Annotated in this window: 14 protein-coding genes and 1 pseudogene; 9 read left to right on the plus strand and 6 right to left on the minus strand. The window is 36.8% G+C overall.

The window, feature by feature from the left end; genetic code table 11:
• Positions 1 to 7: 7 nt before the first annotated feature.
• Complete coding sequence (locus AAX15_RS03755) at positions 8 to 2,650, minus strand: PqiB family protein (protein ID WP_046939196.1); 2,643 nt, start codon at positions 2,648 to 2,650, stop codon at positions 8 to 10.
• Complete coding sequence (locus AAX15_RS03760; protein WP_046939197.1) at positions 2,634 to 3,884, minus strand: PqiA/YebS family transporter subunit; 1,251 nt, start codon at positions 3,882 to 3,884, stop codon at positions 2,634 to 2,636. The genes AAX15_RS03755 and AAX15_RS03760 overlap by 17 nt, the downstream gene beginning before the upstream one ends.
• Positions 3,885 to 4,063: 179 nt before the next feature.
• Here AAX15_RS03760 and proQ point away from each other — a divergent pair, with 179 nt between their 5' ends.
• The 8 genes from proQ (at position 4,064) to odhB (ending at position 14,744) form a co-directional block, all read left to right on the plus strand.
• Positions 4,064 to 4,702 (plus strand): RNA chaperone ProQ, encoded by a 639-nt coding sequence (proQ, locus tag AAX15_RS03765; RefSeq protein WP_046939198.1) that lies wholly within the window; start codon positions 4,064 to 4,066, stop codon positions 4,700 to 4,702.
• Between the two features lie 26 nt (positions 4,703 to 4,728).
• Positions 4,729 to 6,804 carry a carboxy terminal-processing peptidase gene (prc, locus tag AAX15_RS03770; RefSeq protein WP_046939199.1) on the plus strand — a complete coding sequence of 692 codons (2,076 nt, stop codon included), beginning with the start codon at positions 4,729 to 4,731 and terminating at the stop codon, positions 6,802 to 6,804.
• A 75-nt stretch (positions 6,805 to 6,879) separates the two neighbouring features.
• Positions 6,880 to 8,340 carry a L,D-transpeptidase family protein gene (locus AAX15_RS03775; protein WP_461649577.1) on the plus strand — a complete coding sequence of 487 codons (1,461 nt, stop codon included), beginning with the start codon at positions 6,880 to 6,882 and terminating at the stop codon, positions 8,338 to 8,340.
• A 30-nt stretch (positions 8,341 to 8,370) separates the two neighbouring features.
• Positions 8,371 to 8,931: a YcbK family protein gene (locus AAX15_RS03780; RefSeq protein ID WP_046939201.1), complete on the plus strand. Its 561-nt coding sequence runs from the start codon at positions 8,371 to 8,373 to the stop codon at positions 8,929 to 8,931.
• A gap of 52 nt (positions 8,932 to 8,983) precedes the next feature.
• Entirely contained in the window at positions 8,984 to 9,739 is a 756-nt protein-coding gene (locus AAX15_RS03785; RefSeq protein ID WP_046939202.1) for a TatD family hydrolase, read from the plus strand.
• Positions 9,740 to 9,748: 9 nt separating this feature from the next.
• Complete coding sequence (locus AAX15_RS03790; protein WP_046939203.1) at positions 9,749 to 10,381, plus strand: MBL fold metallo-hydrolase; 633 nt, start codon at positions 9,749 to 9,751, stop codon at positions 10,379 to 10,381.
• Positions 10,382 to 10,585: 204 nt separating this feature from the next.
• Positions 10,586 to 13,393, plus strand: a complete 2,808-nt coding sequence (gene sucA, locus AAX15_RS03795; RefSeq protein WP_046939204.1) for a 2-oxoglutarate dehydrogenase E1 component — start codon at positions 10,586 to 10,588, stop codon at positions 13,391 to 13,393.
• A 121-nt stretch (positions 13,394 to 13,514) separates the two neighbouring features.
• A complete protein-coding gene (gene odhB, locus AAX15_RS03800) occupies positions 13,515 to 14,744 on the plus strand; it encodes a 2-oxoglutarate dehydrogenase complex dihydrolipoyllysine-residue succinyltransferase (RefSeq protein ID WP_046939205.1) in 1,230 nt (409 codons plus the stop codon).
• 115 nt (positions 14,745 to 14,859) lie between these two features.
• Here odhB and nrdB read toward each other — a convergent pair whose 3' ends face one another.
• The 4 genes and pseudogenes from nrdB to AAX15_RS09280 all read right to left on the minus strand — a co-directional run bounded on the left by nrdB (position 14,860) and on the right by AAX15_RS09280 (position 20,062).
• On the minus strand, positions 14,860 to 15,990 hold the full coding sequence (gene nrdB / locus AAX15_RS03805) for a class Ia ribonucleoside-diphosphate reductase subunit beta (protein ID WP_046939206.1): 1,131 nt from the start codon (positions 15,988 to 15,990) through the stop codon (positions 14,860 to 14,862).
• A 2-nt stretch (positions 15,991 to 15,992) separates the two neighbouring features.
• A complete protein-coding gene (locus tag AAX15_RS03810; RefSeq protein WP_046939207.1) occupies positions 15,993 to 16,886 on the minus strand; it encodes an AbiTii domain-containing protein in 894 nt (297 codons plus the stop codon).
• Positions 16,887 to 16,895: 9 nt separating this feature from the next.
• Positions 16,896 to 19,166 carry a class 1a ribonucleoside-diphosphate reductase subunit alpha gene (gene nrdA / locus AAX15_RS03815; RefSeq protein ID WP_046939208.1) on the minus strand — a complete coding sequence of 757 codons (2,271 nt, stop codon included), beginning with the start codon at positions 19,164 to 19,166 and terminating at the stop codon, positions 16,896 to 16,898.
• A gap of 378 nt (positions 19,167 to 19,544) precedes the next feature.
• Positions 19,545 to 20,062 (minus strand): annotated as a pseudogene (locus AAX15_RS09280) (IS1595 family transposase).
• A 260-nt stretch (positions 20,063 to 20,322) separates the two neighbouring features.
• Between AAX15_RS09280 and AAX15_RS03830 the strand changes: the two are divergent.
• The gene (locus AAX15_RS03830) at positions 20,323 to 21,873 is read left to right on the plus strand and encodes a glycosyltransferase (RefSeq protein ID WP_046939210.1); all 1,551 of its coding nucleotides are present in this window, start codon (positions 20,323 to 20,325) and stop codon (positions 21,871 to 21,873) included.
• The last annotated feature ends 152 nt before the right edge of the window (positions 21,874 to 22,025 follow it).

The raw sequence follows: 22,025 nt of genomic DNA on the forward strand, positions 1-22,025 counted from the left end.
TTTTTATTTATTGTGGTAATGCGCCACTTCCCCAAGTTTGCACTTCTTCAGGGCGTTTTATCTGAAGTAAGAAACGTTTGTTTGGTTGCGCCTGTGGTTGAATTTCTTTTTCTGCTGGTGTGGAGAAAGAAATACCACCTTTTAGCAACTGTTGAACACTTCCTGTATTAAATGTCGCCCCTTTCCAGCCTAAGGTAAAATCATAGCCTGATGCAATCCAAAATTCTGTATTTTGTCGAACAAGATGACTATATTTCGGCATAATTGCAATATGCACTAAGACGCGATCACCCAGGCTGTTAAGCTCAAATTTTTTCACTGTACCCACTTCTACGCCTCGATAAAGAATTGGTGAACCTTCACTTAAATTCATTGCATCACGTGTTTCTAAAATAAATGGCGTACCATTACTAAATTTATTACGTTGTAGAGCTGTTTGAGCTAAATTGAACTGTGTTTTTGGTTTACCATTCCCAATTTCAATATCGATATAAGGCTGTAATAAGCTATCAAGGTTATCTATTCCACCTGCTGAAATTTGTGGTGAGATAATCGTAAAGTTAGAACCTTCTTTTGCAATCATATTCATATAATTAGGATTTATTAACGCTTTTGCAGTGATGCGTTTAGATTTGGCATCAAGCTGAATACTGTCAATTTGCCCTACGTCTAAACCCAAATAGCGTAGACTCATTCCTTTGCTCAGATTGGTTGCATCATCTGCCGTTAAGGTGATTGCAAGTCCGATGGATTTTGCATAACTTTCATTTGCATAAAGTGTTCGATTATTGCCCGAACCACTATTATCAAAGCTAATCGCACCTTTTAAGGAACGCGCAAGTGGCGTCGCTTGAATGCTAATTCCTTTAGGTGTGATATCAATTTTCGCCGCACTTTCTACCCAAAAGCGGCTTTTATCTGTCAACAAATGTTGATAGGCAGGGTAAATATAAACTTCTACATCAAAGCTATTAATTTTAGGTTTAATATTTAAAATTTTTCCCACTTCAAATTGACGATATAGTACGAGAGAGCCTTTATCAATGCTTGGTAACGTTTGGGTTTGTAAGGTTATCGTTGGAGTAAGAATATTTCCTATGATGCCATGTTCAGCATTGCTAATATTTTGATAAAGCGGATAGCTATCTTTAGCTTTTCCCTGACCTTGTTTCGTTAGTACTCGTACGCCACCTTGTAACCATTTTTCCGGTGTCGCAGACTCAAAACGCAATCCGTCTAGTCCAACGCTGATATCAAAGTTGGTTGCTGCGACAAATTGTGTGTTTTCGTGAATTAAATTGCGATATTCAGATGCAATTGCTGCCTTAAATTGTACGCCATTTATATCCACTTTTTGTGAAACAATTTGTCCGATTGGCATGTTGTTATAAAACACATTTTGACCTTCACTTACACCATAATTTTCTGGTGCGGTGAGTGTTAAAACTAATGTATTAGGTGCATTGAGTAATAACTCATTTTCTTTAATGACATCAAATTGATGCTTAGTTTCACCATCTCCAGCAATGACATCAAAATATTCGCCACGAAAGAATTTTTTGGGATCTGCTAAATTACCAAGATCTGTTTTTTTATTGCGAAGTACGATTTTGCTATTCGCTTTAAATAAAGAGGCTTGGTTTGGATCGATTAATAAACTGCCTTCTAAAATTTCATCGTTATTTTCAACCGCACTTATTTTAGAAAGAATCCCGATAGGATTATCTTGAGAATAAACTTCGGTCTGTCCTGCAATGAGACCAGCAGATGCGGGGATATTTACGTTGACTTCAATTCCACGTTTTGCGGCTTTTAAATTGGTATAGAGTGTGAAATGACTATTTTCATCTGCTTTTGGGCTGTCAGCTGGAGAGTCAAAAGAAACAGCACCTTGTACAACCGCATTTAAACTTTCTACATTTAGATTTAAACCTGACGGGCTAATGTTGGCGTTAATGCCGCTTATGTTCCAAAAACGTGAATCTTTTTTCACAAATTGTGCATAGGCTTTATCAATCACCACATCTATTTGTACTTTATTGTCTTTATTAATGCGGTAATCGTAAATTTTTCCTACAGGTAGTTTTTTAAAATAGACGGATGCACCGATGGAAATTGAGCCTAAGTCATCAGAAATTAAGTGAATCAATAAATCTCCAGGCGAAACTTGGGCAATGGGGCCTTGTTCTTCCGCAATAAATTCATCTTCGCGATCACCATCACCCGGTTGAAGAGTGATGTAATTGCCTGATACGAGAGAATCTAAACCTGAAATTCCTGCAAGTGAAACATTTGGTTGAACAAGCCAGAATTTTGTATTTTCACGCAAAATACTTGACGCTTCAGGATTGATATTGGCAACAACTTCCACTTTTTGCATGTTGTCTGTGAAATTTACTTTTTTCACCACACCAATTTGCAACCCTTGGTAGCGAACTTGTGTTTTATCCGCAACGATACCAGAGCCATTGGTAAAGGTAATCGTGATGCTTGTGCCACGTTCCTTAACAATTTGGAAGAATAAAATTGCCCCAATACATAATGCAATAAAGGGAAGTAACCAAAATGGAGAAATACGACGAGTTTTTTGTACTGCCGCTGTCATTTCTGTATGTTGATCTTTCATTGAAGAACTATTTTTCTCTGTCATAAATTTTCCAAATTAATCGACTATCAAATTGTGAGGTTGAAATCATGCTGCAAAATACGGCAGCACCGAAGTAAAATGCGCCGGGACCAACGGTAAAATTAATAATTTCACCGCGTGTTACTAGTGACATCATTAAGGCTAATACAAATAAATCGAGCATCGACCAGCGCCCAACAAAATGTACAATATGCAATAAACGTATTTGCCATTTTATAGAATGTCTCCATTTAAAATGAACACAACTTAGTAAATAAAGTAAAATTGCAGCTTTACTGATTGGAACAAAAATACTCGCAAAGAATACCACGAAAGCAACAAAATAACTGCCCATGTTAACAAAAGAAATTACACCAGATATTAATGTATCTTCAGAGAGCGAACCTGTTAAATAAATGCCTGATATGGGTAATAAATTTGCTGGGAAGAGCATAATAATCCCTGCAATTAAACTTGCCCAAGTGCGTTGTAACTTAATATTATCTGAAATATGAACAGGCGATAAACAGCGCGGACATCGTGGGTTGTTCTTTTTATCGTAATGAATACCATTTTTTGAAAATGTATAGTTACAAGCATCACATAATTCTATGTTATTTGCATCATAAGCGGGTTCATTTTCGGGATAAAACTCTTTCCATAATGCTTTAAGGTTTAATTTGATAAAAAGTAAAGTTGTTAAAAGTGCGGTGAAAATAAAAGGAATTAAATAAACATTAATTTCCAGTGTTGCATATTCACGTACTTTGAACATTGTTACACCTAGTGCGACTAAATATACATCAAACATCACCCAGGGTTTTATGTAACCTAAAAAAAGTAAAATACTACGTGGTTTTATATGCAAAATTTTTGCAATCCAGAGCATGATGACTAAAATTGCAAATGTAATTGGCATGACAACGGCACAAATAAACACCATAAAGGCAGTGTATTCATAGCCTGCCACTGACATTTTCCAAATACCTTCCCAAATAGATGCGTCAATTTTGACACCTAATAAATGAAGACTTAATAGGGGATAACTCAAGGCAAATGGCATCAAAATAAGGATCGATAAAGCAACCATAGCGCAACGATGAACAGACCAACGCCCACCTGTCGCTAAATGATGATGGCAACGTGGACATTCAGCTTGTTCATCTTTATTTAATATTAAAGGTGTTTCTACGCTAGCATCACATTCTTCGCATTTTATAATTTGAAATGATTTTTGTGTGAGGTTTGATTCTTGCACGAAAGATTATCTTTTATTCGGTTGTTAAAAACGGGGCATTTTAGCCTTGTTTAAGTATATATGGGAAGTGATCTTGACTATTTTTGTGTAAAATTTATTCACAATGTTTTGATTAATTGTAAATTTTGTAAAAAGTGCGATAAACTAAGTCGGTTTATATTTACCCTAGGATAACTAACATGACTGATTCTCAATCTGGCGTTCAGACCACTGATGCGCAAGTAAATTCACAAAAATTAACCAATACAAAAGATATTATTGCGTATTTGGCTGAAAAATTCCCACTTTGCTTTATTTTAGAAGGCGAAGCAAAACCATTAAAAATTGGTCTGTTCCAAGATTTAGCGGATGCATTACAAGATGATGAGCGTGTAAGCAAAACTCAGTTGCGTCAGGCTCTTCGTCAATACACATCAAATTGGCGTTATTTACATGGTTGTCGCGAAGGTGCAGTGCGCGTAGATTTACAAGGTAATCCAGCCGGCGTGTTAGAAGCAGAACATGTAGCCCACGCAGCTCAACAGCTTGCAGATGCAAAAGCGCGTGTTGCTGAAAAACGTAAAGCAGAGGCCGCCGCGAAAAAAGCACAACAAAAACAACGCCCACGTAAACCTGCAAATAAAAATGCTAAACATTTCAATAAGCCATCATTAAGTGCGGTTGATTTTTCACAAATTTCTGTTGGTTCTGTGGTGAAAGTGAAAGCTGGTGATCATGCGAAAAAAGCAACAGTAGTGGAAGTGCTAAAAGATTCAGCACGTGTTGAGCTTGAAAACGGTTTGGTTATGAGCGTAGCTGCAGATCGTTTATTTGCATAATGATTTAATTCTACTCGGGAAAGGTTATGAGATCTAATATTTCAAAAAATGTGATTACTAGCGCATTGTTATCGGCATTGTTAATCGGCTCTGTGCCTGCTTTTGCTGTGCAGCCTAAATTAAAACTGAGCGATATTACTATTCCAGCAGCAAGCGAAGCGAATCAGTTGGCGACTAAGCGTGCAACGACTCGATTAACCCAATCGCATTATCGAAAGATCTCATTGGATGATGCTTTTTCTGAAAAGATTTTTGATCGTTATATTAAAAATATTGATTTTAGCCATAACACCTTTTTGCAATCTGATGTAGATGAACTTCGTCAAAAATATGGCGCTAAGTTAGATGACCAGTTAAATCAAGGTGATCTTTCTGCTGCTTTTGATATTTATGGTGTAATGATGAAGCGTCGTTATGAACGTTATGCTTATGCGTTGTCTTTATTAGATAAAGAGCCTAATTTGAATGGACAGGATCAAATTGAAATTGATCGTGAAAAAGCGACATTTCCGAAAAACGAAGAGGAAGCCAATAAACTTTGGGAAGAACGAGTAAAAAATGACATTATCAATCTTAAATTAAAAGATAAAAAATGGTCAGAAATTAAAACAAAACTCACCAAACGTTATAATTTGGCAATTCGCCGTTTAACTCAAACGAAGGCAGATGATATTCTTCAAACTTATTTGAATGCATTTGCTCGCGAAATTGATCCTCATACAAGCTATCTTGCACCAAGAACCGCGAAAAGTTTTAATGAAAGCATGAATCTTTCGCTTGAGGGGATTGGAGCAACGTTACAATCAGAAGATGATGAAACAAGCATTAAATCACTTGTTCCTGGCGCACCAGCGGAGAAAAGTAAAAGATTACATCCCGGAGATAAAATTATCGGTGTGGGACAAGCTACTGGCGAGATTGAAGATATCGTTGGCTGGCGTTTAGAAGATATCGTTGAGAAAATCAAAGGTAAAAAAGGCACAAAAGTGCGGTTAGAAATTGAGCCGTCTAAAGGTGGAAAATCCCGTATTATTACTTTAGTGCGCGATAAAGTGCGTATTGAAGATCAAGCTGCAAAATTAACCATGGATAAAGCAGATGGTAAAAATATTGCGGTAATCAAAGTGCCAAGTTTCTATATTGGTTTAACTGACGATGTTAAAAAATTATTGGTTAAAGCAGAGAAACAAAAAGCCGATGCGTTAATTATTGATTTGCGTGAGAATGGTGGTGGCGCATTAACAGAAGCGGTTGCTTTAAGTGGTTTATTTATTACTAATGGTCCTGTTGTGCAAGTACGTGATGCTTACCAACGAATTCGTGTACATGAAGACGATGATGCCGAGCAACAATATAAAGGCCCTTTGTTGGTCATGATTAACCGTTACAGCGCTTCTGCATCAGAAATTTTTGCAGCGGCAATGCAGGATTACAATCGCGGTATTGTTATTGGGCAAAATACTTATGGTAAAGGTACCGTTCAGCAAAGTCGTCCTTTAAATTTTGTGTATGATTTGGATCAGACGCCGTTAGGTTTATTGCAATATACCATCCAAAAATTCTATCGAATTAATGGTGGGTCAACTCAGTTAAAAGGTGTGGCGGCAGATATTAATTTCCCTGAAATTATCGATGCGAAAGAGTACGGTGAAGATAAAGAAGATAATGCATTGCCGTGGGATAAAATTCCATCCGCAACTTATAAAGAAGTTGGTAATGCGCGCAAAGACGTTGATGTATTAAATAAAAAACATCTTGAGCGTATTGCTAAAGATCCTGAATTTGTTGCATTGAATGAAGATTTAAAAATCCGTAATGAGCGCCGTGATCGCAAATTCTTATCGTTGAATTATCAAACGCGTAAAGCTGAAAATGATAAGGATGATGCAAGACGCTTAAAAGATATTAATGATCGTTTTAAACGCGAAGGTAAAAAAGCATTAAATGATATTGATGATTTACCGAAAGATTATGAAGCGCCAGATTTCTTCTTAAAAGAAGCAGAAAAAATGGCTGCGGATTTTGTCATGTTGAATTCAAGTGCGCAAGATGTTGGTAAAGAAGCTCAGAAACCAACAGAAAAAGTAGAAGAGAAAAAATAAAATTATTTTAACCGCACTTTGTTTTAGAACTTAGATAAAGTGCGGTTGTTTTTAGGAAATGTTTAAGGAATGGCTATGTTTAAAAGCACTGCAAAGCTCTCAGTATTTGTGTTGTCATTGTCAATGATGACATCAGGATGCGCTTTAGCAGATTTTGCAAACAATGGGAAATCTGCGCAAATTCATGGAATTGATGTTTCGCATTTATCTCCGGAAGAAAAACAAAAGCTCGAAGAAGAAATTAAATTAGATCAAGCGCGCTTATCACAGGAAAAGCAATCGATTTTAGAGATGTCTCTCACCCATGAAATAGGCGAGCATGCTTTACAGTTTAAGCCTTTGTTAGCTCGTTTATATGCAGAACGTAAATATACACCATTATGGAAAGATAATGCTGCGGCTCGCCAATTATTACAGGATTACGCAGCAATGGTGGCTAGTGGTATTTCTAAACGTTCAGCAAAATCCTTAGAGTCCTTTGAATTGATCGAACAACAAGACGGGTTAGCTTATGATGTTTTATTGAGCGATATATTGCTAGATTATTTGTATTATACTCAAAATGTGGGCGCGCAAGCTCAACGCTGGCTTTATTCATCTAGCGCTTATCAAGTTCAACAACCTGCAGATGAGCATATTCAACGTTGGTTAAGTGCGGTAGAAAATGGCCAACTTTTAAGTTTTGTACAAAGTTTATCGGGTGATAATCACTTATATCATCAAACTGTTAAAGCTCTGTCATCAATGGTATCTGCATCAGGCTTATCAGAGGTTGGGCAGAAACTTGCAATTAATGCACAGCGTTTGCGAGTAATCCCTGATTTTCATAATGGCATCTTTGTAAATATTCCAAGTTATAAATTGCAGTATTATCGTGATGGTAATTTAATTTTGGAGTCTCGTGTTATTGTTGGTAAGGATGAACGACGTACGCCAGTGATGTATAGCAAATTGAGTAATGTTGTTGTTAATCCACCTTGGAATGCACCAACTCGGTTGATTAATGAAGATTTATTGCCAAAAATGAAAGCGGATCCAAATTATATTGCAGAACATAATTATTCAATTTTAGATAGTCAGGGAAATGTTGTTGATCCAGCTTCTATTGATTGGGCATCTATTGGTAATAAATTCCCTTATCGAGTTCGACAAGCAGCGGGTGATAGTGCATTAGGTAATTATAAATTTAATATGCCAAGCTCAGATGCTATTTATTTACATGACACGCCGAATCATGGGTTGTTTAGCCGTAAAGATCGCGCATTAAGTTCTGGTTGCGTACGTGTTGAAAAATCCGATCAACTTGCTAGTATTTTATTGAAAGAAGCAGGGTGGTCTGATGAACGTAAAAAGAATGTTTTAGAGAGTAAAAAAACGGTTTCTGCCCCAATTCGTTCGGAAAACCCAGTGTTTATATACTATGTGACATCTTGGGTTGAGAATGGAAATATTCAGGCATTGCCAGATATTTATAAATATGATGGATTGATGAATTTCAGTGGAATTAACTGGAATGTCGTTAAAAAATATCTCTAATAATCCATTAAAAAATAGAAAGGAGAGATGATGCACAAAGTTGATAAACAGAAACGTAAATGGCTGTCGCTCGGTGGCATTGTTTTAGGCGCATCAGTTTTACCAAATTCTGTATTAGCAATGGTTTCAACACCTAAGCCTCGTATTTTGATGTTCCGTAACATTAATACGGGAGAGCGATTAAGTGCTGAGTTTTCTGCACAAAAAGGTTTCGCAAGTGCCACATTAAAAAAATTAGACCATTTTATGCGCGATAAACGAACAAGCCAAGTTCATAGAATGGATCCAAATTTATTTCACAAGTTTTATAACATTCAAAGCAATTTGGGACTACGCAATGCTGAAATTGAAATTATTTGTGGGTATCGTTCCGCTGCAACAAATGCAATGCGCCATCGTCAAAGTAAAGGCGTAGCAAGTAATAGTTATCATATTAAAGGAAAGGCTATTGATTTCCGTATTGCGGGTGTACCTTTGATTAAAGTGAAATCTTCCGCAGAAAGTCTTCGAAATGGTGGTGTCGGTTATTATCCAACAAGTAATTTTATTCATGTGGATACAGGCCCTGTTAGAACCTGGAAAGGGGTATAAAATAAATTTAAAATTGACCGCACTTTTGTGCGGTTTTTCATTGGAAAATACTATGCTATTTGACAGTCATCTTCATTTAGATCAACTCTCTGATGAGAATATTCAGAAAACACTTGGTGATTCGAAGATTACAGGTATGCTTGCAGTAAGTACGAATCTAAAAAGTGCTAAAAAACTATTGAATTTAAAACAGGCTTATCCCGAGAAAGTTTATATTGCAGCTGGTTTTCACCCTGAACAGCCCTTGCTAAATTTAGAAGAGCGAGAAGAATTATTTCAATGGATTGATGAACATCATTCATCGATTTCTGCGATTGGCGAGGTGGGGTTGCCATATTATTCTAAACGTGAAAATTTAAATTTGGATTACACACCTTACATTGAATTACTGGAACGATTTATTCTGATAGCGAAAAAATGGGATTTGCCGTTAAATTTACATATTGTGCATAATGATGTGGATATTGCCCTTGAATTATTACAGAAACATAATATTCAACGTGCCCATTTTCATTGGTTTAAGACAGATGAAAAATCTTTTCAGAAATTTTTATCTACACCATATTTTGCGAGCCTAACGCCTGATATTTTATGGAATCCTAAAACGCAATATGTTGCTCAACATTTATCGTTGAACCGTTTGATGATTGAAACGGATAGCCCTTGGCCACACGAAGGATTGGAAAGTGCGGTAACTTCCGAGCAATTATTCGCAGTAGTGAAGAAAGTAGCTGAATTAAGATCTTTGCCATTACATTATGTTCAAGAGCAAATGCTTTTGAATACTCAACAATTTTATCGATTATAAGGAGCAAACATGAATATCGAAATTATCCCAGTCACCGCATTTCAACAAAACTGTTCTTTGATTTGGGATGACGACAAAAATGCAGCAATTATTGACCCAGGTGGCGAAGCCGAACGCCTAATTCAACGTATTGAAGAACTGGATTTAAATCTCAAAGTGATTTTGCTTACCCATGGTCATTTAGATCATGTTGGCGCAGCCATGCAATTAAAACAACATTTTGGGGTTGAAATTTGGGGCTCTCATGAAGAAGATAAATTTTTATTTGAGAGTTTACCAGAACAAGCGCAACGTTTTGGTTTTCCAAATATTGAAGCCTTTTTACCTGATCGTTGGTTTAATCAAGAAGGCGAAATCTTAAAATTAGATGGCTTTAATTTCGAGATTTTACATTTACCAGGACATACACCAGGGCATATTGGTTTTATTGAACATGAGAAAAAGGTGGCATTTACAGGCGATGTATTATTTCAAGGCGGAATTGGTCGTACCGATTTCCCTCGTAGTGACTATGAAACATTGATTTCTTCAATTCGAACAAAACTATTACCGTTGAATGATGATCTTATTATTATTGCTGGGCATGGGCCTTATACAACTATTGTTCGAGAAAAACAGACAAACCCATTTTTAAATCGTTAAAAGAGCGGTGAATTTTATTCTTATTTTCTAAAAGAGCTGATTTTTTATTGGCTCTTTTTATCTGAAAAAGGAAAGAGTTTGAGTCAGATCACAAATCTGTAACAATTTTTGATAAGAGGCTTATTTCCTTTTAAATCCTATGTATAATGCATAAAAAATGGAGCGAAAAATATCGTTCCAAATAATCATAATAAAGAGGTAATTATGCAGCAAAACAAGGCATTTGATGATTGGTTAGCCAGTACAGCGTTAGGCGGTGCAAATCAATCTTATATAGAAGAACTTTATGAAAGCTATTTGAATGATCCGCAGTCTGTGGAGGAAAGCTGGCGAGCCACTTTTGATTCTTTACCAAAAATGACCGCACTTGAACAGCCCCATACACCAGTGCGAGATTATTTTCGTCGCTTAGCACGAGAAAATCATAATGAAGCGGTGACAGTGATAGATCCTGCTGCTGGTGCAAAATTGGTGAAAGTTCTACAATTTATCAATGCCTATCGTTTTCGTGGCCATTTAGAGGCTAATCTCGATCCCCTCAATTATTATCGTTGGAAAGTATCTTCCGTCCCTGAATTAGATTATCGTCATCACGGTTTTACTGAACAAGATCTCAACGAAACCTTCAATATTAATCATTACGTTTACAAACGCGATACCATTAAGTTTGGTGAGTTAGCTCAAATGTTGAAAGAGACATATTGTGGCTCAATTGGCTTAGAGTTTATGCATGTGCAAGATATGGCACAGAAAACTTGGCTTCAGAGCAAAATGGAAAGTGTGTTAGATAAACCGCTTTTTACATCTGAAGAACGTGTTAATTTTCTTCGTGAACTTACCGCCGCAGATGGTTTAGAGCGCTATCTAGGGGCAAAATTCCCAGGGGCGAAACGTTTTTCTTTAGAAGGAAGTGATGCGTTTATTCCATTGATGAAAGAAATTATCCGTCATGCTAGTCGCAAAGGAGTAAATGATGTGGTAATGGGAATGGCACACCGTGGGCGTCTGAATATGCTCGTGAATGTATTAGGTAAAAAGCCTGAGGATTTATTTGATGAATTTGCGGGTAAACATTCGAGTGAACGTACAGGGGATGTGAAATATCATCAAGGTTTTTCCTCTGATTTTGCAGTGGATGATAAGCGAGTTCACTTAACTTTGGCATTTAATCCATCTCATTTGGAAATTGTAAGCCCAGTAGTGGTGGGCTCTGTGCGTTCAAGACAGACTCGTATTAATGATACAACGCGTAGCCAAGTTTTAGCGATTACAGTACATGGCGATTCCGCCGTGGCAGGGCAGGGCGTTGTTCAAGAAACATTGAATATGTCAAATGCCCGTGGTTACAGTGTGGGCGGTACCATTCGTATTGTGATTAATAACCAAATTGGTTTTACGACATCTAACCCGAATGACACGCGTTCTACAGAGTATTGCACCGATATTGCAAAAATGATTCAAGCGCCGATTATTCATGTTAATGGTGATGATCCTGAAGCGGTTGCTTTTGCTGCTCGTATGGCGGTGGAATATCGTAATTTATTTAAACGAGATATTTTTATTGATTTGATTTCTTATCGCCGCCATGGTCATAACGAAGCTGATGAACCATTAGCTACTCAGCCAATGATGTATAGCATCATCAAAAAACATCCTACCCCTCGTAAAGTTTATGCAGATCGCTTAGTTGCAGAAGGCGTGATGACTGAAGAACAAGTCACCGAGATGGCGAATGATTATCGCGATGCACTAGATAATGGTGATCGAGTCGTATCAGAATGGCGAGAAATGGATACGGCAAAAATGGATTGGTTGCAATATCTCAACTATGATTGGACTGCGCCGTATGAAAGCAAGTTTTCACAGGAACGTTTTTTAACGCTTGCTAAACGTGTGTGTGAATATCCAGAAAGTTTACGTGCTCATCCTCGTGTAGAAAAAATCTATAATGATCGTAAAGCAATGTATCAAGGCGAAAAATTGCTCGACTGGGGCATGGCTGAAACCATGGCTTATGCCACTTTACTTGATGAAGGTGTTAATGTTCGTTTATCAGGTGAAGATGCGGGGCGGGGAACCTTTTTCCATCGTCATGCCGTTGTGCATAATCAAAATGATGGTACGGGGTATGTACCATTAACACATTTGCATGCTAATCAAGGTCGTTTTGAAGTATGGGATTCGGTACTATCTGAAGAATCTGTTCTTGCTTTTGAATATGGCTATGCAACAACGGATCCTAAAACTTTAACCATTTGGGAAGCGCAATTTGGCGATTTTGCTAATGGTGCACAAATTGTTATCGACCAATTTATTAGCTCCGGCGAACAAAAATGGGGCAGAATGTGTGGTTTAGTTATGTTATTGCCTCATGGCTATGAGGGACAAGGTCCAGAACATTCTTCTGCTCGTCTTGAACGTTATTTGCAACTTTGTGCTGAACAAAATATGCAAGTCTGCGTGCCATCAACGCCAGCACAGGTGTATCACATGCTTCGTCGTCAATCGTTGCGTAAGATGCGTCGTCCATTAATTGCTATTTCTCCAAAATCTTTGCTACGTCACCCATTAGCTGTATCCAGTTTAGATGAGTTGATTAATGGAGCCTTTCAAACGGTAATTGGAGAAATTGACGAGCTTGATCCTAAAGATGTAAAACATGTGGTAATGTGTTCAGGTAAAGTTTATTACGATTTACTTGAACAACGTCGTGCGAATAATCAGAAAGATGTAGCGATTATCCGCATTGAGCAACTTTATCCGTTCCCGCATGAGGATGTGAAGAAAGTGCTTGAGCCTTATGCACATGTCACGGATTATGTATGGTGCCAAGAAGAACCACTTAACCAAGGGGCTTGGTATTGCAGCAAACATAATTTTGAATCAGCAATTCCAGAATCCGTTAAACTCAAATATGCAGGGCGTCCAGCTTCAGCTTCGCCTGCTGTGGGTTATATGTCGCTTCACACTAAACAGCAAAAACAGTTAGTGGAAGATGCGTTAACCCTATAAAGTGCGGTTAAAAATTAAGATACTTTTATAAATTTACGGGTGTACTTGTTGCATCATGGATAAAAAGTAAAAGAGTAATTCAGTGCAATAAGTTGCACTTTAAGAGATAAGGAAAAATAAAATGACCATTGAAATTCTTGTTCCAGACCTACCTGAATCAGTTGCGGATGCAACCGTTGCGACTTGGCATAAAAAAGTAGGTGATACCGTTAAACGTGATGAAGTTATTGTAGAAATTGAAACAGATAAAGTCGTGCTAGAAGTGCCCGCACTTTCTGATGGCGTACTGGCAGAAGTTGTTCAAGCTGAGGGTGAAACTGTGGTGAGTAAACAGTTGCTAGGAAAAATTTCTACGGCTCAAGAAGGGGATGTTAGTTCTGCGACGTTAAAAGCAACGAATGAACCTACACCTTCTGATCGCCAAAATGCAGCGATTGAAAATAGTCATAATCACAATGCGGATCAGGGTCCTGCGATTCGTCGTTTATTAGCAGAACATGATTTACAAGCAGAGCAAATTCAAGGTTCGGGTGTTGGTGGTCGTTTAACGCGTGAAGATATTGAACGTGAAATCGCAAAACGACAAGCGCTGCAAGCGAAACAAGAAGCGGCCACTGAGCAAAATACAATTAGTACAGTAGCTTATAGCGCACGTTCTGAAAAACGTGTGCCAATGACCCGTTTGCGTAAACGTATTGCTGAACGTTTACTTGAAGCCAAAAATAGTACAGCAATGCTTACTACTTTCAATGAAGTGGATATGCAGCCGATAATGACTTTGCGTAAAACCTACGGCGAAAAATTTGAAAAACAGCATGGTGTCCGTTTAGGCTTTATGTCTTTTTATATTAAAGCGGTTGTGGAAGCATTAAAACGTTATCCTGAAGTGAATGCTTCTATTGATGGGGATGATGTTGTTTACCATAACTATTTTGATATTAGTATTGCGGTTTCTACTCCTCGTGGATTAGTCACACCAGTGCTTCGCGATTGCGATAAGCTCAGTATGGCAGAGATCGAAAAACAAATTAAAGCATTAGCTGAAAAAGGTCGTGATGGAAAATTGACAGTAGAAGATCTCACTGGCGGCAATTTTACCATTACAAATGGCGGTGTGTTCGGCTCCCTTATGTCCACCCCAATTATCAATCCACCACAAAGTGCGATTTTAGGGATGCACGCAATTAAAGAACGCCCGATTGCGCTTAATGGTCAAGTTGTGATTCGTCCGATGATGTATCTTGCCTTATCTTACGATCATCGTTTAATTGATGGCCGTGAATCTGTTGGTTTCTTGGTAACGATTAAAGAATTATTGGAAGACCCAACAAGATTATTATTGGAAATCTAAGAAATAAAAGGTTTTCTGTGTTAGAAAGCCTTTTAAAATGAACAAAAAATTAACCGCACTTTAAATATTTAAAAAGAATATTCCAAAGTGCGGTTATTTTCTTATGTGTTTTTAATTATAGATCGAAATCCCCAAAATCATTCGTATCAACTTTTGAGTCAATTTGACCTACAAGGTAAGAACTTACTTCCACTTCTTGTGGTGCCACTTGTACATTGTCAGAAACAAGCCATGCGTTAATCCATGGAATTGGGTTAGAACGAGCACCAAATGGCAATGGAAGACCAACTGCTTGCATACGGATATTGGTGATGTATTCCACGTATTGCACCAAAATGTCTTTGTTCAAACCGATCATAGAACCGTCTTTGAACAAGTAATCAGCCCAGTCTTTTTCTTGTTCCGCAGCGGCTAAGAATAAATCATAGGCTTCTTGTTTACATTCTTCTGCAATCTCTGCCATTTCTGGGTCGTCTTGACCTACAGCCATAATATTTAAAATGTGCTGCGTACCAGTTAAATGTAATGCTTCATCACGTGCAATAAATTTAATGATTTTCGCATTACCTTCCATTAATTGACGTTCTGCAAAGGCAAATGAGCAAGCAAAGGATACATAGAAACGAATCGCTTCAAGCGCGTTCACGCTCATTAAGCAAAGGTAAAGTTGTTTTTTCAAGTTTCGTAATGTCACCACACATTCTTTTCCATCCACGGTGTAAGTGCCTTCGCCGTATAGGCTGTAAAGTTGGCTGTCGCGGATTAAATCGTCGTAGTAAGAAGAAATATCGCGTGCACGTTTGATGATTTCTTCGTTAGTTACGATGTCGTCAAACACGATAGACGGATCGTTCACGATATTACGAATAATGTGCGTGTAAGAACGAGAGTGGATGGTTTCAGAGAAGGTCCAAGTCTCGATCCAGGTTTCTAATTCAGGGATAGAAACAAGTGGAAGTAACGCCACGTTTGGACTACGACCTTGAATAGAATCGAGCAACGTTTGATATTTTAAGTTGCTGATGAAAATGTGTTTTTCATGTTCAGGTAACGCCGCGTAGTCGATACGGTCTTGCGACACGTCCACTTCTTCAGGTCGCCAGAAGAAAGAAAGTTGTTTTTCAATGAGCTTTTCAAAAGTCTCATATTTTTGTTGATCGTAACGCGCAACGTTTACGTTTTGACCGAAGAACATCGGTTCTTTGAGTTGGTCATTTTTGTTTTGTGAGAAAGTAGTGTATGCCATGATTAATGTCCCAGTAAGTTTGTTAAAGCAGGTATAAATGGTGCTAGAGTAGTGAGTATATTCGCATGATTACTAATTAACTCAATAAAATTTTTATATTTTTCGCTAAATGTCTGTTTATTATTACTATCTTTCATCTGAAGTAATAATTTTAGCAATTCAGATTTCAACGTTTCATCAATACTAGATATTGAATTGATAGCATTCTCTATATTATTGAACAATTCATTGCTATTTAGTTGAATATCTTGAGAAAATTCCTTGCTATTTGTGGCAACATTTTGCGTTCCTCCATAGAAATTAAAGGTATTTTGAACAATTTGCTCAACTTTCTTTATATCTGGAGTATTTATCATGGGATGCTCTCCTATGTTTGGATATTCTTGTTCTATTTTTAAGCAGAAATCAAGAATTATACTTCGTACTTTTTCTAATATTTCAGTAATTGCAGATAAAGAGATTTCTTGCCATGCATATAAACAAGTAGCATCTTTATAAATTTTACGTCCCTCTAGAACAACCAAATTATGATCCCAATCAGCCATTAACATATCTGAAGTTGAATTATTAAGTAAATGCTCTAAAGTCGAGACTCCTCTAGACATGTAGCATATGTCTACATATTCTCTAAACTCTTCTCTTATCGCAGTAGAAGGTATATTCAAGTTTTTAACTAAATGGGCTGAAAATTGAAAGTCGCCTTTTGAATGTGCTGGAATTATACGATAAGAAGGGAAACTATCTTTATTGTCATATCCATTTATTTCTCTATTGACCCAATTTTTTAGCTCTTCATTTTTTAAGCGATAAGCAAGAATTTTGCATTTCATTAAAGTTTCATTTAATGAAAGGCTGTGATTTACACAGCCATTAATAATTTCTTGCAACAGAGTCATATAATTCCTTTAAATCTTACAAGCGCCGCCTGCACAGCCATCATCTAAATCTTCTTGGCTGTCTTCCGCACCATCACGGGTGTTTTGATAGTAAAGAGTTTTTAAGCCGTATTTGTAAGCGGTTAAAAGATCTTTTAACAACACTTTCATTGGTACTTTACCGTCTTCAAAACGTTTTGGATCGTAGTTGGTGTTTGCAGAGATCGCTTGGTCTACGAATTTTTGCATGATGCCCACTAAGTGTAAGTAACCATCATTACTTGGAATATCCCAAAGTAACTCGTAGTTATCACTTAAGTTTTCATAATCCGGTACAACTTGTCTTAAGATACCATCTTTTGATGCTTTAATACTTACATGACCACGTGGCGGCTCGATACCATTTGTTGCGTTAGAAATCTGTGAAGAGGTTTCTGACGGCATTAATGCGGTTAAGGTCGAGTTACGTAAACCAAACTCTTTGATTTCTTGACGTAACGTTTCCCAATCATAATGCAATGGTTCTTGCGTTAAGCTATCGATATCTTTCTTATACGTATCGATTGGTAAAATACCTTTCGCGTAATTGGTTTCATTGAAGTATTCGCATGCACCTAATTCTTTTGCTAAGTTCATGGAAGCTTTCAATAGATAGTATTGAATCGCTTCAAACGTGCGGTGAGTTAAATCGTTCGCTGAACCATCAGAATAACGTACACCATTTTTCGCAAGGTAATAAGCATAGTTAATGACACCGATACCTAATGCACGACGAGCAAGTGAACTACGTTTTGCCGCCACAACAGGGTAATCTTGATAATCTAATAATGCATCAAGTGAACGCACAGCAAGATCGGCAAGTTCTTCTAATTCATCTAAGCTTTCAATCTTACCTAAGTTAAATGCGGAAAGTGTACAAAGTGCGATTTCTCCATTTTCATCATTAATGTGCTGAAGTGGTTTCGTTGGTAACGCGATTTCTAAACATAAGTTAGATTGGCGAACTGGTGCGACTTGTGGATCAAACGGAGAGTGAGTATTACAGTGGTCTACGTTTTGAATATAGATACGACCTGTTGATGCACGTTCTTGCATTAATAAAGAGAAAATCTCAACAGCTTTAACGGTGCGTTTACGGATAGTTGGATCTTGTTCGTATTTTACGTAGAGTTCTTCAAATTTATCTTGATCCGCAAAGAATGCCTCATAAAGCCCAGGTACATCAGATGGACTAAATAAAGTAATCTCACCACCTTTAATTAGGCGTTGATACATTAATTTGTTTAACTGGACGCCATAATCCATATGACGAACACGGTTGTCTTCTACACCACGGTTATTTTTTAATACAAGCAAGCTTTCCGCTTCTAAGTGCCAAATAGGGTAATAAAGTGTCGCTGCGCCGCCACGAACGCCACCTTGTGAGCAAGATTTCACCGCAGTTTGGAAATATTTATAGAATGGAATACAACCCGTATGGAATGCTTCACCGCCACGAATCTCACTGCCTAGTGCACGAATTGCACCTGCATTAATGCCAATCCCCGCGCGTTGTGAAACATATTTCACAATAGCTGATGCCGTTGCATTGATTGAATCTAAGCTATCATCACATTCAATTAATACGCAAGAGCTGAACTGACGAGTAGGTGTGCGCACTCCCGCCATAATTGGTGTTGGTAAGGAAATTTTGAAGGTAGATGTTGCATCGTAGAAACGTTTTACATAATCCAAACGCGTTTCTTTTGGATATTTAGAAAATAAACTAGCGGCAACGAGTAAATAGAGGAATTGTGCTGATTCGTAGATTTCTCCCGTCACACGGTTTTGAACTAAATACTTACCTTCTAATTGTTTTACGGCAGCATAAGAGAACGTCATATCACGCCAATGGTCGATGAATCCGTCCATTGTGTCCCATTCTTCACGGGTATAATCATCCAATAACGCATGATCATATTTGCCTATGCGCACGAGTTTTTTCACATGATCGTATAAACGCGGCGGATCGAAATGACCGTAAGCCTTTTTACGCAAATGGAACACCGCAAGGCGCGCAGCAAGGTATTGATAATCCGGAGAATCTTTGCTGATTAAGTCCGCAGCTGCTTTGATAATTGTTTCGTGAATGTCTGAAGTACGAATGCCTTCATAAAATTGAATGTGTGAGCGAAGCTCAACTTGGGAAACAGATACATTGTCTAGACCTTCTGCTGCCCATGTAATAACACGGTGGATTTTATCAAGATTGATTTGTTCCTGCGTGCCATCACGCTTGGTTACCATTAAGCTTTTATTCATTGTACGACCCTTGTTATTATAGCAATGTTAAACACAAGATATAGTGTTTGTAATAAAATCTAGCACAAGGTAATGTGTTTATTGCTTGAGATCAAGCAATAAATTTTTTGATTGAATTATTGACAATAGGTAACTTATTTAAAAATAAATGGTTTTTTCGAATAGCAAAAAAATCAAATTTTTTACTTGTAAAAATGAGAAAAGTGCGGTTGAAATTTATCGGTATTATGTAGTAGTTGAATGAATTATAGTAAATTTATGGATCTCTAGCCTGATATATCTTATCCTTTATATAAAGGAGATTTAGTCGACTAGTTTTAGATATCACATTATTTTTTCAGTGTGTCTGGCTGCTTTTTTGGTATACTAAAGTTAATACTACTCAGTAATAAATTTAATTTTAGGGGCTGTACTAGATAACCAGACCAAACTACCCTTAACTAATTGTTTTAAAATGGATATTTGAGATTTTATTTCACTGTTGTTAAAACGCCATTTACATTCCTTTAAATATAGCTCAAAATGCTCTTTGGGAATGCCATTAAACTTGCGTAAATGGCGTTTTGCTTGATTCCAAAAATTCTCAATTCCGTTTATGTGGTTGTGATTTTCAGCAAAATGCATGCTGTTATTGATGCGAAAATGGCTAAATTCACTGACATCAAGCACATCATAACTACGAAAGGTATCCGTATACACAATGCTGTCAGGCTTAACGTTCTCTCGGATAATTGGCAATAATGTCGCTGATTGCGCATTACAACGACGGTATAAACCTTGCCATTTCGTTTGAGAAGCCCGAATACTGCGACTTTTCCCACGGCACCGCGACCACGTTTGCCTTTTCGAGTACCGCCGAAATAGCTTTCATCGGCTTCAATCTCGCCTTCAAACATTTCCAAATGTAGGCTTGTTTGATAGATGAGTAAGCGTAATCGATGAAAGTAATAAGCGGCTGTATTTTTGTTTACATTAACCAATTCACTGGCTGTTCTTGCTGTGGCACCTGCGACAAACAGTTCAATGAGTTTATTTTGTTTATGCTGACTTAAGCGATTTTTTCTCATTGGTTTATTCTAACCTAAATGGGATTTTTAGTCGTTATCTAGTACAGCCCCTAAATTTTTAATCTTTATTACTTATTCACAGTAAAAATATGAAAAAACTAACCTATTATGTACTTTATTCCGCACAAAGGAATGAAAATTTATCTAATTTTTTATCTCAAAAAAATTCTCATTTATTTTCAGCTATTCCCGTTTTAGAACCAGTACAAGTTCTTGCATTTGGTTTAAATGAGGATATTTTTAATGTAGACAAAGCCTTTAAAAAACTGAATAGAGATGTTACAAGCGAGGAAATTGCTATTACACTTTCACATATAAAATGTTGGAAGAGTCTGGCTGAAAATGAGTTGTTAGACGATGAAGACTTTGCACTTGTGGCGGAGAGTGATATCAATTTGGTAGCTGATTTTGAGCAGCTAGCTTTGGGGTATGCGAATAAATATCCGTCCTATGGTATTATCAAATTGTCACTCCCACAGGAACAGTATAAGTATAATGATCTATATGAACAACGTTTGTATAGAGTTGGTGATGAGCTAGAGGCCATTATTTATAGTGATATACAGAATTATAATTTCTGTTGTTCTCTTTATTTAATACGTAAAGATTTAGCTAAGAAGTTAACTATATTTTTGCAGGAGTCTAAACCCTATTGGCTTGCTAATCAATTCACTGAATTTCACGATCCTAAAAATATCGCACAGGCTTGTTATTTATTGGGAGAAGTTCCACAAGAAAAATTACAAGAAAAACTTGAAAATCCTTTATTTAGCATTATTGTGCCAATCTATAATGTTGAATGCTATTTAGAGCAATGTATTGAATCTGTGATTTCACAAGATTATCAAAATTATGAGTTAATATTAGTAGATGATGGTTCACAAGATAATTCGATTGATATTTGTATTAAATATGCGAAGAAATATAAAAATATAATATTTATTCATAAAACTAATGGTGGATTATCTGATGCAAGAAATGCGGGTATTCAAATTGCCAGAGGAAAGTATTTAATGTTTTTAGATGGCGATGATTATTGGAATGGAAAATATGTACTTTCTGAACTTTCTGAAATAGCGAGAGATAATGTTGATTTAATAATTAATGATGCTACTTTCTTATTTAACAATGGGGAAGTAGAAAATTATCCGATTAATAAAAATGATTTAACTTTCAATTATTCATGTGATTTTGAACTATTGGTTACAAAGAACATTTATAGACCAGCAGCATGGACGAAAATTGTTCTAAGAGAACTTATTTTAGAACACCAGTTAATGTTTCCAAAAGGTAGAAAACATGAGGATCTATATTGGAGTTTCGATTTATCAGAAAAAATAAAAACTTATACCATTTATGATAGTTACTTTTATATTTATCGAACAAAGCGTAAAGGCTCGATTACTGAGTTTGTAAAAGTTGAAAATACTGAAGACTTGTTGGATATAGCTATTGATAAAATTAAACAAATTTTGACACATAAAAATACACAACTTTTAAATGGATTAAAGAGATTTATTTTAAATCAAAAAAATTATATTGTTGATTGTTTTGAGTTTTTATCAAATAAAGAGAAAAAAATGCTCAGAGAAAAATATGAGACATTCAAACTACTAATAGATAAATTAGAAGAATCTTGATTTACATAATTTGGCCCTACTTATTAGGGGGGGTATTAGATAACAATTTTGAAAAGATTTATGAAGCCTTATGATTGGAATAAGGCATAATGATATCCCCTTTACCTTGCATTATAACTAAAATTTAGATTTGTATCCTAGCATGAATACAA

Origin of the sequence: Haemophilus haemolyticus (assembly GCF_001008275.1) — a bacterium.
GTDB lineage: Bacteria > Pseudomonadota > Gammaproteobacteria > Enterobacterales > Pasteurellaceae > Haemophilus > Haemophilus haemolyticus_P.

Coding starts and splice junctions, on each gene's coding strand:
- AAX15_RS03755 (WP_046939196.1), bottom strand. CDS start 2,650: ATGACAGAGAAAAATAGTTCTTCAATGAAAGATCAACATACAGAAATG.
- proQ (WP_046939198.1), top strand. CDS start 4,064: ATGACTGATTCTCAATCTGGCGTTCAGACCACTGATGCGCAAGTAAAT.
- prc (WP_046939199.1), top strand. CDS start 4,729: ATGAGATCTAATATTTCAAAAAATGTGATTACTAGCGCATTGTTATCG.
- AAX15_RS03775 (WP_461649577.1), top strand. CDS start 6,880: ATGTTTAAAAGCACTGCAAAGCTCTCAGTATTTGTGTTGTCATTGTCA.
- AAX15_RS03780 (WP_046939201.1), top strand. CDS start 8,371: ATGCACAAAGTTGATAAACAGAAACGTAAATGGCTGTCGCTCGGTGGC.
- AAX15_RS03785 (WP_046939202.1), top strand. CDS start 8,984: ATGCTATTTGACAGTCATCTTCATTTAGATCAACTCTCTGATGAGAAT.
- AAX15_RS03790 (WP_046939203.1), top strand. CDS start 9,749: ATGAATATCGAAATTATCCCAGTCACCGCATTTCAACAAAACTGTTCT.
- sucA (WP_046939204.1), top strand. CDS start 10,586: ATGCAGCAAAACAAGGCATTTGATGATTGGTTAGCCAGTACAGCGTTA.
- odhB (WP_046939205.1), top strand. CDS start 13,515: ATGACCATTGAAATTCTTGTTCCAGACCTACCTGAATCAGTTGCGGAT.
- nrdB (WP_046939206.1), bottom strand. CDS start 15,990: ATGGCATACACTACTTTCTCACAAAACAAAAATGACCAACTCAAAGAA.
- AAX15_RS03810 (WP_046939207.1), bottom strand. CDS start 16,886: ATGACTCTGTTGCAAGAAATTATTAATGGCTGTGTAAATCACAGCCTT.
- nrdA (WP_046939208.1), bottom strand. CDS start 19,166: ATGAATAAAAGCTTAATGGTAACCAAGCGTGATGGCACGCAGGAACAA.
- AAX15_RS03830 (WP_046939210.1), top strand. CDS start 20,323: ATGAAAAAACTAACCTATTATGTACTTTATTCCGCACAAAGGAATGAA.